This is a genomic window from Vibrio pomeroyi, assembly GCF_024347595.1.
Taxonomy (GTDB): Bacteria; Pseudomonadota; Gammaproteobacteria; order Enterobacterales; family Vibrionaceae; genus Vibrio; species Vibrio pomeroyi.
The window spans coordinates 1904875-1917008 of sequence record NZ_AP025507.1 but is presented as its reverse complement, the minus strand read 5'-3'; the positions used below and the strand labels follow the sequence as shown (position 1 = coordinate 1917008).

Annotated in this window: 8 protein-coding genes; 3 read left to right on the top strand and 5 right to left on the bottom strand. The window is 43.0% G+C overall.

All coding sequences use genetic code 11. The annotated features are described in order from the left end of the window. Positions 1 to 147: 147 nt before the first annotated feature. The gene (locus tag OCV12_RS24355; RefSeq protein WP_261886464.1) at positions 148 to 2682 is read left to right on the top strand and encodes a bifunctional diguanylate cyclase/phosphodiesterase; all 2535 of its coding nucleotides are present in this window, start codon (positions 148 to 150) and stop codon (positions 2680 to 2682) included. 57 nt (positions 2683 to 2739) lie between these two features. On the opposite strand, the gene OCV12_RS24350 is transcribed toward OCV12_RS24355, so the two are convergent. The 5 genes from OCV12_RS24350 to OCV12_RS24330 all read right to left on the bottom strand — a co-directional run bounded on the left by OCV12_RS24350 (position 2740) and on the right by OCV12_RS24330 (position 9536). Next, the gene (locus OCV12_RS24350) at positions 2740 to 4482 is read right to left on the bottom strand and encodes an EAL domain-containing protein (RefSeq protein WP_261886463.1); all 1743 of its coding nucleotides are present in this window, start codon (positions 4480 to 4482) and stop codon (positions 2740 to 2742) included. A gap of 1004 nt (positions 4483 to 5486) precedes the next feature. After that, positions 5487 to 6017: a hypothetical protein gene (locus tag OCV12_RS24345; protein ID WP_261886462.1), complete on the bottom strand. Its 531-nt coding sequence runs from the start codon at positions 6015 to 6017 to the stop codon at positions 5487 to 5489. A gap of 178 nt (positions 6018 to 6195) precedes the next feature. Next, positions 6196 to 6675: a type II secretion system protein gene (locus tag OCV12_RS24340; RefSeq protein WP_017632631.1), complete on the bottom strand. Its 480-nt coding sequence runs from the start codon at positions 6673 to 6675 to the stop codon at positions 6196 to 6198. A 261-nt stretch (positions 6676 to 6936) separates the two neighbouring features. After that, complete coding sequence (locus OCV12_RS24335) at positions 6937 to 8931, bottom strand: putative bifunctional diguanylate cyclase/phosphodiesterase (protein WP_261886461.1); 1995 nt, start codon at positions 8929 to 8931, stop codon at positions 6937 to 6939. Positions 8932 to 8978: 47 nt separating this feature from the next. Beyond that, a complete protein-coding gene (locus tag OCV12_RS24330; protein ID WP_261886460.1) occupies positions 8979 to 9536 on the bottom strand; it encodes a hypothetical protein in 558 nt (185 codons plus the stop codon). Between the two features lie 548 nt (positions 9537 to 10084). Here OCV12_RS24330 and OCV12_RS24325 point away from each other — a divergent pair. Both OCV12_RS24325 and OCV12_RS24320 read left to right on the top strand, forming a co-directional pair. Further along, on the top strand, positions 10085 to 10774 hold the full coding sequence (locus tag OCV12_RS24325; protein WP_017632634.1) for a response regulator transcription factor: 690 nt from the start codon (positions 10085 to 10087) through the stop codon (positions 10772 to 10774). Beyond that, entirely contained in the window at positions 10767 to 12116 is a 1350-nt protein-coding gene (locus tag OCV12_RS24320; protein WP_261886459.1) for a sensor histidine kinase, read from the top strand. The genes OCV12_RS24325 and OCV12_RS24320 overlap by 8 nt, the downstream gene beginning before the upstream one ends. Positions 12117 to 12134 lie beyond the last annotated feature (18 nt).

Genomic DNA, 12134 nt, shown 5'->3' with positions numbered 1-12134 from the left:
TGCATGGTGATATACATATGTATAACACTAAACTTTTTATTCGAATTGGCAAGGTTTTTATAGAAATAGATAGAATATTTTTATAGTTGGATGTTCAGTAAAAACAATGTCATTATATAGCACTCCGTACTGTGGTGTTGAATTCGTATGTTGCACATTAATGACAAAAAACTGGTTTGGTTTACCAAGTATTTGCCAATAACCATCATCATCTTTTCTGCGATCATATTGAATGTGGCGATGTTCACGAGCGTAGACCACAAGGTTAAGGCGTTGGTTAATCTCATCAGAACGGATTACATTGCAGCACAAAAGGAATCGATTGAGACCCAGGTGTTGCAGGTGTCTCAGCAAATCACGCACACCCAACGCCTTATTGAATCTGAGACAAAAAAGACAATCACTCGTCGCTTAGACAGAGCTTATACCGCCGCTCGAAATATCTATTCCTCCAATCAACACCTGCCACAAGAAGAACTCAAGTTACTCATTCTTAATGAGATTAGAAAGCTGAGTTATGCCAAGGAAAAGGGCTATATCTATGCTTATGACATGCAAGGTAATGTGTTAGTCCATCCACTGTATCCTGAACTTGAAAACACAAACCAGTTGGAAGAGACCGACATCCGTGGCGTGCCTGTCATCAAAGAGCAAATCGACCTTCTGAAAGCGACCGATGGGGCTTACTCTCGCTATTTTGCCCCTCGTCCTGGGTTTGATGGGCAAGATTTCGAAAAGCCTCATCTCGGCAGCGACCATTTTGAAAAACTCAGTTATATCCGCCGATTTGAGCCGTTTGATTGGTATTTCGGCACAGGTGTTTCGATTGAAGATGTTAAGCGCACCAGTTACCAACGAATCCTTGAGATCCTGTCGACAGTGACGATTGGCGACAATGGGTACCTATTTGTTTTTGAGAAGAACGGCAACAGCTTGCTTCATGCGAACCAGATTCATGCGGGGCGAGAGCTTAATGTGTATGACCTAATTGGAGATGGCTTCAAACAAGACGTTCTGGCTCAAGCTGAGACGGGCGGGTTTGTCGACTATATGGCGGAAGATAAACAGGGCGTGATAGGCCCAAAGAGTAGCTACGTCCAGAATGTCGGCGAGTGGGACTGGATTGTTGGGACGGGTATTTACCTGAATAACGTCAATGCCTCGATAGAGAAGCGAAAGGATGAGTTATTAGCTGAGTCTCGCAACGAATTCGGGCTCGTTCTCGTCATGAGCGTGCTCGTTTCCCTAGCGTGCATTTTTATCAGTGCTTTGGTTGGCCGAAGGATCTCAATACGTTTTGCTCAAATGGAACAGAGAATTTCCGATGACTTCAACCGAATTCAAAATAGCCGCCGCCGTCTTCAACATATGGCAAGACACGACTCCTTAACCGCTCTCCCAAACCGCTCAGAACTCGAACTGCAAGTCAGCCGAGCTATCGCGCATTCAAAACTTGAAGGCAAGCTGGTGGCATTAGTGTTTGTGGATTTGGACAACTTCAAACGCATTAATGACCAATATGGTCACGCGAGCGGAGATGAACTACTGAAACAGATAGGTCAGCGCTTTGAGCGTATCTTAGGGCCTAATGATATCGTGTCACGTTTTGGCGGCGATGAGTTTGTTTTCTGTCTGCCGGGTATTCACGACCTTGTGGAAGCGGAAAACAAGGTTAAACAAATCCAAGATGTGTTCGAGCCATCGTTTGATCTGCATGGTTCTTCTGTTTCTGCGCAATGCTCTGCGGGCGTGTCTATGTATCCTTATGATGGTACAGAGGTGGAAGAGTTGCTAACCAAGGCCGATATTGTGTTGTACAAGGCGAAGGAGCTGAACAAAGGCGATGCGGTTTTCTATGACGATGTGATCAATCAGAAAGTGAAGTATGACTTTTCGATTGAAGAACAGTTAGAAACAGCCTTAGACAAGGGCGAGTTCAGTGTGCTGTATCAACCTCAAGTGGACTCTCATACCGAGCAGCTAAAAGGTGTAGAGGCGCTTTGTCGTTGGCACAATAGTGTGCTTGGCTTTGTATCTCCGCTGGACTTCATTCCGGCAGCAGAACGAGTTGGCAAGATTCACGAGATTGGTGAGTTTGTATTAAGAAAAGCGTGTGAAGACACTTTGAGCTTAATGTCAAACGGACCAGAAGCAGTATGTGTTTCCGTGAACGTGTCACCTAAACAAGTCTTTGAACTTGGCTTTGATGACAAAGTGATTGGTCTCGTTGAAGAAGTGGGCATCGACCCTTGTCGAGTCACTCTAGAACTGACAGAAAACATCCTCATTAAAGATCTACATATTGTAGAGCCGATACTGAGAAGGCTTCGTGAGTATGGGTTTGGTATCTCGCTCGATGATTTTGGTACGGGCTTTTCATCACTGAATTACCTCAATACGTTGCCGATCACCGAGATCAAGATTGACCGATCTTTCATTGGCAAGCTCAACTCCAGTCAACACAGCGAAACCTTGGTTAAAGCGATCATTGATATTGGTGCGTCTTGCCAAATGAAAGTCGTCGCGGAAGGGGTCGAGACCCCAGAGCAGATGGAGAAGTTGCAGCAATACCATTGTGACTTATTACAAGGTTACTACTTCGATAAGCCACTCTCTGCTCAAGGGTTGATTGATGCTTATTTTCCTGTGAACTCTGAAATCCTTACGTGTAGCAACGCCTAATCCAATTGATGCCTTAGCGTTCACAGGTGCTTTGCTAGGATTAAGCGCTCAAAGTGATTAGCTTGTCGTGCTTTGAGGTCGGCTGTATAGGTAACCTTGATGCAGGTTATAGCCCAACTGACACAAGATGTATTGCTGCCTGCGCGTTTCGACACCCTCGTAAATCATCGTGATGTTGGACAAGCGTCCGATCTCTGAGATGTTAAGCAACACACCTTGATGGTGCTCTCCTGATTCGATGTCTTTAACAAAACAGCGATCCAGCTTCAGATAGGTTGGCGAGATAATACCGATGATTTCGATGTTGTTATTACCTGTACCAAAGTCATCCAATGCGATGGTGATTCCCAACTTTTTGATCGCCTTGATGTTGTCTATTACCTCGCAGCCATAACCAATGTTTGAGTATTCAGTTATCTCAACCACAAATTCATTCGCTTCCATCGCATCCAAATGCACTTTAAGTTTTGAAAAGTTATTCCCAACTAAAGCACTTGGGCAGACGTTGACACCGTAGATCTCATGACTATTGTTTAACTTGGCGTTTCTGACCGTTTCGATAAGTAAAATCGTATGAAACGTCAGTAGGTTGGTGCGTCTCATGGTGTTGATGAAGCTCAAAACGCCGACATTACGCACCCTAGATAGCAACTCGTAGTACAAAACGGTGTTGTCTTCTGTGTTGATGATTGGCTCTTCTTCAAACGAGATGTGTTTCCAACGATACAGGTAGATAACGAAACCTAAAATATATGAGCGATAGAGTAGGGTGGCGAGCAGTAGTGAAAGTGTAACCCACAGCGCAACAATATCGTCACTATAGAAAGTGATCGAGGCACCGCTCGGTAGCTCAGAAGTATAAATCGGCTGACTGTTATCTCCGAGGTTGAGAATGTAGTAGCCACTCTTTTGTATAGAGACCGAATCAACCAGTAGAGGCAACAGTGAGTTTCTGTAACGTGCCTCAATAGAACCTTTGGAGATACGAACCGTCAGATCGATATCATTTTCAGGGTCACTGAAACGCGAATAAGTGAAGTCGCCACTGTCGTAGAAGTCATCAATCTTATCGAGTTCCACATACTGTGAGCGGCTTTTGGATATATAGCACGAGCCATGAGGGGTGGTCATGACGACCGAGTCGAGGTTGAGGGAATGCCTTAGTGAATGTACGGCCCCAGGGCTATCACAGCCATAATCCATCACTTCTTCTGCAATATGTTTGGTGTTCCCACTGTATTCATCTGCAATTTTCGTTGTATAAAGGATTTGGAAAAAGTAGACAACGAACAAGAAGAATGACGTCGCGGTGAACACGGTTATCAGAGCCCTGATCAACTCCTTATGATAGGTGTTGAACATCAGTTTGAGCATCTCTATCTGACTGGGTTTGAACTGGTTGATGTTGTCTTTGGGCGCTATGCGGTTTTCTGAGCTCTTATCGAGATCAATAAAATAGCCAACCTTATAAAGGTTAGAAATGAGTTCACTATTATTATCAACCTCGGCTTCTTCACACAGGTTTCGATATTTCTTTCTTATAGACGCGATAATATTCTTTAATGCGTACAAACTGAACTCTTCATCAAAATGCGATTTAAAAGACTCTTCAACATCTCTAGCGGATTGAGGGTTAGAAATTGAAGCATTCTCAATTAAATATTTGAAGACAAAACTCTCTTTACTATTAAGAGTTTCCTCTGATATCTTATTACTGTCTCTTTTGATATATATTTTTTCTTCATTATAGATTAGTTGCAAGCTCTCATTATTGTTATTTATATTGAAAGAACAGTGCATAGCTCAACTCCTAAGCGATAGTTATTATATTTGTGTGATTGATATGTGATGGCTGGGATTGTCATTCAACCCAAGAGTCCGTTCTAAATAACATAACTAAAATGTCACCATTTCCTCTTAAGATGTTGATACTAATCGCAGAATCTGGGCTGTAATGAAAGGTTATAGAGATGTTCACCCAAAACTTGAATTTATAAATGAAAGCCGATGTTTTACAAGAGACAAGGGGGATTTATCCATTTGTTTTGGTATTTATCCATTTATAAGCCTCTATATCAGCAGTTTTAACCATAACTTTAGTGATTGCTAATGTAGTTGCGCGTGGTATTTGTGGTGGTTATTGATGGGGCTGATTTATCAGGTTTTTTCAGGATAAAATTTAATTACAATGAAATAGGTAATATTAATATCATTTAATTGAGGCGTTATATTTCTTTATTTAATGATATTGCTAATTGACACTAATATCAGTAGTGGTTTTATCGGGGTTTTATGAATAGGCTTTATCAATTAATGTAATGTTATTAAAATCTTGCTTTTTAATTTTAACTAAGAAGGGGGCAACTCAAAGCGTTAGGTCGATTGAACTGTGATGTTGATTCCATGATTAAGCTGTTATGGGTTAGTGTTTGTGCTCTATTTTGTTGAAAGATATTTCAATTTGATATGAGTGAGGTTTTTATAATGACTGTGTCACTGGAGAAACCTTACTATATTAACGATTTGCTTCAATAAATATTCTTTTTGAGTGAGTTATAACCAGAAAGCAAAAGTGGCTTTTGATTAATTAATACGCACTATCAAACATAGTCTAAGTAAGTCGGTTTTGTTTTATTTACAGCGCTGAAAAAGCCCCTAATTAGACGGGCTAATAGGAGCTCTCGGCAGATTTCTTTTGAAGACTTTCTTGTGACGCCTTTCGTTTTAAACGTTCCTTTGGCAGCTTTTCTTGCTACCGCTTTTTTGACAAGGAACGGAAGGCTAAAGACTAAACGCCAAAGAGGCTAGAAGTTGAAGCTGGCGGTAACGCGCACTACGTCTTCTTCAAATGGTGTTGTGCCTCCTGAACCATCTGGCACCATTGCTGAATCATTGATCTTACCGTAATCCACCGTTAGGCCTATCATACGCCAGTTCACTGTTGTACCTATTGAGCCATAGACGTTATCGATATTGAGGCCGTTAAGTGAAGCATCGTCAAACTCCACATCTGCATTCAGATAGTTGATGCCAATCTTAGGGATGATATCGAATTCGGCAATTTCAAACTTATAACCGATGTTGGAGTACAGGCCCCATGCATCTTGTGAGTTTGACGGTTCTAAATCTACCGCTTCTGTACCCAATGAGAAACCACCACCGACAACGATATTGTTCGACAATTCTTTACTGTAGCCGAAGGTCGCCATTTCTTGATTGCCGATGAAAGTGACACCAGCTTCAATAGAATTATCGCGGTCTTTTGCGAATGCAGACAATGGGATACATACCGTTGCAATAACGATGGCTGGTAAAACGAAGGTTTTCTTTTTCATGATTCTCTTTCTCATTTTGTCAGGATGGAAAAAGTCTACGCAATAATGAGGCTCAAATATGAGTCGCGGCACAGTCAAGAATGAGCTGAAAAAGAACTGACATTAAGCGGATAAAGCTCACCTAAATATGGAGATCAAGGTCAGGTTTTGTGGTTAGGCAGTGAGCGCTAGATGTTGGTTAACATGCACCGTCAAGAACGACGATTTGCGGTTCTTTTTCCGGTTGATAGAGTACCTGGCAAAAATCGCCGACAGGTGAATAGGTGTAACTCTCCGTATCAAAAGAGATAGCGGCAACTCTTTCTGCATTGCTGCCTTCCTCGACTTCTTTGTTGTTTACGTAGAGTTCTGCTTGGTCAATATTAAGCAGGCGTCTTAAGGAATCGACATAAGCGATTGGGTAACCATGACAGACGTAGTAGGTTTCAATCTCGGTCTTTTCAACGTAGTCACATTCTCCTTCCACACCAGCAATCGCAGACTTCGCATAGATCATGTCGATACCCGTGCGAAGGTTGCCAGCCACATCGTGTATTTTGCTCGCGCGCGCACTGCCCTGAATATCTAAGAATTTGACCATGGCCGTGGCAGAAACCACCGCTAAGATCAGTACAGCGACGATAAGTTCTAAGAGAGTGAAGCCGTTTTGTCTGCTCATATTTACCAATGAATGAATCTGATTAAGTGACGGTTTGAGGGTAATCGAAATGCTAAAACCATTACAGGGAGTAGGTGTAAGTACAATCTGATGGTCTAATTCGAAATCATGTTTAAATCATTAATTAACAAAGAGTTATGTTTGTCTCTTTGTTGTTTTGCGTAATGTAAGCCTACGTAAGCGTTCACATTGGTGCTGTTACCTTGTTTATTAATTATTCAAAGTTCTAACTTGTTGATAAAAATAACTTTATTAACCGACTTATCGAACGAATAAAAATTGGCTTTCGACTTCGTTTGACGGGATTGGCTTGCTAAACAAATATCCTTGAAGGTATTGGTATCCACAGTCGATTAAGAAGTCTTTTTGTGTCTCGGTCTCGACGCCCTCAGCCACCACTTTGAGCCCCAACTTGTCGCAAATCGCATGGGTCGCTTGGACAATTGCTTTGCTTCCTTTATGTGAACCGTGAACAAAGCTTTTATCGAGTTTTACGGTGCTAATTGGTAAGTCGTGCAGCATAGAGAGGGAAGAGTAGCCAGTGCCAAAATCATCAAGATGGAGTTCAACGCCTAATTTTGAGATGTCGCTTAATGCTTGTCTTACTTCACCGTGTTTGAAAATCATCGAAGACTCAGTGATCTCAAGTGCAATGTTTTGCGGTTGGATATTGTAGAAGTTAAGCATCGCAGACAACTGTTCAGCAAAGGTTGCGTGCATTTGAATACTCGAGATGTTGATGCTCATCATTAGATCGCGATCAAACTCTCGATGCCATATTGATAGCTGTTTCAGTGCTGAATTGAGCACCCATTTTCCGAGTGGCACTATCTGCCCAGTTTCTTCCGCCAAGGTGATGAATTCATCAGGGCCAATGTTACCGAGCTCTTTGTCTGACCATCGAAGTAGCGCTTCAAAGCCCTTAACCTTGTCATTGTTGGTATTCATGATCGGCTGATAATGCAGGTCGAGATCTTCGTTTTCTAGGGCTTGGGTTAATCGATGGCGGATTTCTACTTTTCGGTGAAGCGTTTGTGCTAAGTCAGGCGTGAAGGTTTGGAAGCGGTTTCGACCATTGGCTTTAGCAATGTGCATCGCCATTCCCGCCTGTTTCAGTAATGATTCTTGATCCACGGCGTTATCGGGGAAATGCGCAGTACCAATGCTGCAACCGACTGAGAGCGTACCAATGCCTCTGATATGAAAACTTCGGTTTAAGGCATCAATAATTCGCGTGCAAAGCAGCGGGATGTTTTGATTTCGGCAGGTGTGGGCGATCACTATGAATTCATCACCACCGAATCGACCAATCATGCAGGTTTCGTCAACGAGCTGCTTTAGACGTTCACCCACTTGTTTGAGCAGTTGGTCACCCACACTGTGCCCGTAGGTGTCATTGACCAGTTTGAAGCCATCAAGATCAACGAACATCAACTCAAAGGGAGAGCGATAAGCAATACTGGTTTCTAAGAGGTTGGTGATTCCCCGGCGATTGTATAGCTCGGTTAAACAGTCGTGTTCTGCATTGTATCTGGCTTTGATCAGCTTCTCTTTCTGTTTGGTGGTACAAGTCAGGTTTAACAGCAGTTCACTCTTATCAAATAGCCATTTTCCCTGCACATCAAAGTGGTGGGCTTTATCACCAATATGGCAGCTAACCTCTTCTAAAATCTCTCGTCCTTTACGCGCCGAGAACAACCAGTGGGCTGCAATTTCTTCACTTGAAACAAAGTCGGAGAGGGTGGAAAACGGCGCGCCATAATTCTGGGAAAATGCAGAGTTAGCACTCACTACCGCTCCCGATCTATCAAATAAAAGGGAGAGGTTTGAACCATCCGAGCAAGCGAGGTCGTGCTTTAGGCTACCTTCTTCTGCTACGACTTGTACCAACATGCCGGTTCGTCCGTCTGGCAGTGGGATCCCAGAGAACAAACACAGTGCTCGTTTAGCAATGTACTTAGGCGTGAAGTTCCACCAAGTTTTGATGCTTTGATTTCGGAGAAACTGCCTTTGGTACTCTTCGAGCGTTGCTTCTATCGCCTTGGACATCTCGACACTAAAATCACGTGATGTCAGCTCAAATAGAGATTCAGACTCCCAAAGAGGTAGGGCACTGCTGTTTGCCCAAGTTATTCTCTTATTATCAATGTCATATATCCAAATAGGACACTGGAGATACTCGAAAGGCTGATAACTTGTCATCATATTGAACTCGGCACACGGATGTTTGGGTCGAACGAAGCCCACTGAACTCATGCCGTCAGTAGGCTGTTTGTCTTTGTCTTTATCTTTAATTTCAACTTTTACAGGTTCAGTGAGCGGATAATTTTCGTCACTTTACCTTGCGGCGTGGTCTCGATGACATAGCCTTTTTTGTCATCAAATATCTCACCATCAATCAACTGCCATCCATTTGGTTGCTTTGTGATCTCTCTAGGGAAGTCCTTATCGAACATCGAATAATTTGGATAGACCGTTTCGATGGCTTCGAACAACAGCTGAGCCTCATCTTGGTTAGTGACCACGAAGTTTTCCTTAAGACACATGGTTAATTCTGGCAATGGTTGGGTTGTGTAAGGTTCTGTCACGGTACCCAATACACCGTTGTGTGAGTAAAAGAGGTATGAACCACTGCTACTCTCGTTGCCGTCTGGCGACTTGATTGAAGGCGTGGCACTGTAGAATTCACAGCTAAAAACCATCTTCTGAATAATGCTGTTTTGTGGTGTTACCTGAATGTCTATCCAAGCACTGACTTGTTCTTGAATCTTGTTCACAGTGTCATGTTTATTGGTGTCAGCAATAAGCGGTGTTGAAACTAAAGCAGTGGTTGTAAGTAGCAGTGAAAGCGATTTATTCATCTTAAAGAGGGCCCTGTGTCCAAGTGGTGGTTGTCTAATAACGAGTTAATTCATTGGTCGAGTGAATGTTACTTTAGGAACTTACCGCTTAACAGGATCTGTGGTGTGCTCAATAATGGAAAATACTGGCACATTAAATAAGTAATCGATTTCTTTTGATTTAAGACTCAATGGTTTGGTTTATTAGCCTGCTTGGTTGTTGATTTATAGTGTTATTCACTGATATGAGCTGAGTGTGCGGATAGTTGATTTGATCGGAATTTGTAAATGCCTTAAATGTAAGTGCGCGTAAGAAAATAAAGCAAATGTAAGCGAGCGATAAGCGGACAAAACACGTCAACTCTTCCCTCAGTTTGCTGCACCCTTTATGCTACAGCCTTTGTAAAGAAAGGCTCAGTGGTTGCTGAATTCCGTATTTTGTAAACGTGTATGTACAAAAGTGATTACTATGTTTTGCGTACGGTAAAGTTGAGGCTCTAATAACAACATTGATGATATATGACCAGTATATATACTGCCCTCGCTTTTAATAAATACTGGTGATAGGAATGTCAAAAACCAAAGTGCTCATTGTTGAAGATGACCAAGAGATAGCTCGTTTAACTACGCTTTACCTCGAAGCTGAAGGCTACAGTGTTAGCGTTGTTCATGAAGGGAATTTGGCACTTGAAGCGATCCGAAGTATTGAACCTGATTTGGTGCTATTGGACTTGATGCTTCCAGGCATGAGTGGTGCACAGATCTGCCGTCAGGCTCGTGAGTTTTACAATGGCATGATCTTAGTGCTCACAGCTTCTGCTGATGAAATGAGTGAGGTCAGCTTATTCAAGTTTGGTGCGGATGATTATGTTGCCAAACCGATTCGTGGCCACGCCTTATTAGCTCGAATTGAAGCGTTATTGCGCCGGGCTGCGCCTGCTGCAAAAGCGCAAGAAACTGCGGCTGAAAAGCAGTGCGATATTGTCATCAACAGTGCGGCTCAAAGTGCCACCTTGTACGGGCAGAACCTCAAGCTTACCTCTGCTGAGTTTGAAATTTTAAACCTCCTTGTGAATAACATCTGTCAGGTTGTGACGCGAGATCAATGTTGTCAGCTATTCAGAGGGATCGATTACGCGTTTAACGACCGCTCGATTGACATGCGTGTTTCTGGTTTACGCCGCAAGCTGCGCATTCACGCAAAAGATAAACAGCTGATCCGCACGGTTCGCAACAAGGGGTACATGCTGGTTGCGTAAGTTCATTACTGCGAAACTGCGCTCGGTTTCGATGTTTGCTCGTTTGTACCTGGGAATTGTGACGGGAATGTCGGCAACGATATTTTTGTTTTTGAACCTTGGTGAAGGGCACATGCGAAGAACCGAGATTGAAACCTTCCTCAACGACGGTATCTACTTTGCTGAGCAGTACACTCGCCAACACAACCAAGAAAACTCACTCTATAAAGAACTCGATAGAACAGGCTACCAACAATTTTATATCTTCAATTTACGCCTGTTGGAGAATTGGTCGGGCGAAGCGCCTTGCCAACGATGTGAGTTATACACCACCTTGAATGGGGTGCCGATTTATCTGAGTGATAACAATCTCTATTCGGCAGTCTTTCAGTTACCAAATTCTCGATTTAGCTTTGCATTCAGTGAGGTAGGGGATTTCTTCTCTCCCGAGATTGAATGGTATGAGGATTCAGAAAGACACTTCCTAATAGGGTTGTTACTGGCGGTCATTGTGGCGATTGGAGCAAGTGTTTACTTACCTGTGAGGCGTTTTCAAGAAAGAATAGAGCTGTTAGTCGAGAAGCAGAAACAGTTCGGTAAAGGCAAGCTCAGTACCCGTTCTGAATTGGACGAGATTCACCCTGTATCTGATTTAGCGAGCAGTTTTAACTTCATGGCTGAAGAGATCGAGAGCAAGGTGAAGCAGAGTCACATCTTCGCTCAAGCTATCCCTCATGAAGTGCGTACGCCGTTGAGTCGTATTCAGTTGGCGACTGATATTTTAAGAAGGGGAGCACCAGAACACCATCAAGCGCTTTTTGATGATATTGACACTTACATTGAGGATATCAACGACCTCACATCAGAAATTATCATGCTGTCAAAACTGAACGTTATGGATAACTCCTTCTTTGAACTGGTAAAAGTGAGAGCTAGCCTGCTTGAGTACTGTCTCGATAGGATTCGCTATTCGCAGTTGGATAACGTGACCTTCGATTCTAAAGTTCATCAAGAAAGCACGATAAAATGTGACTGCTCTATGGCGCGCTTGGTGTTTGATAACATTCTTAAGAACGCAGGCAACTACACACAAGACAAAGTGTGGATGACGCTGGATGAGAACTCAGAAAACTGGCTGGTGGTGATTGAAGATAATGGCTCTGGGATCCCAGAAGAGCGACGTGATGAAGTGTTTCTTCCGTTTTCTCGTTTAGATTCGAGTCGAACATCGGCAACGGGTGGATTGGGATTAGGTCTTGCGATTGCTCTATCGGCCGCTAAAAAGCTCTCTTGGGATATTAAAATTGACGACAGTAACCATGGTGGAGCAAAGTTCAGTATCGTGATTCCTAAGACCGTATAACTGGGCGCTTTGAGAGTT

Excerpts from the sequence above, each read along its gene's own strand:
- OCV12_RS24350 (WP_261886463.1), bottom strand. The coding sequence starts at position 4,482 with ATGCACTGTTCTTTCAATATAAATAACAATAATGAGAGCTTGCAACTA.
- OCV12_RS24355 (WP_261886464.1), top strand. The coding sequence starts at position 148 with ATGTTGCACATTAATGACAAAAAACTGGTTTGGTTTACCAAGTATTTG.
- OCV12_RS24340 (WP_017632631.1), bottom strand. The coding sequence starts at position 6,675 with ATGAGCAGACAAAACGGCTTCACTCTCTTAGAACTTATCGTCGCTGTA.
- OCV12_RS24335 (WP_261886461.1), bottom strand. The coding sequence starts at position 8,931 with ATGAGTTCAGTGGGCTTCGTTCGACCCAAACATCCGTGTGCCGAGTTC.
- OCV12_RS24330 (WP_261886460.1), bottom strand. The coding sequence starts at position 9,536 with ATGAATAAATCGCTTTCACTGCTACTTACAACCACTGCTTTAGTTTCA.
- OCV12_RS24345 (WP_261886462.1), bottom strand. The coding sequence starts at position 6,017 with ATGAAAAAGAAAACCTTCGTTTTACCAGCCATCGTTATTGCAACGGTA.
- OCV12_RS24325 (WP_017632634.1), top strand. The coding sequence starts at position 10,085 with ATGTCAAAAACCAAAGTGCTCATTGTTGAAGATGACCAAGAGATAGCT.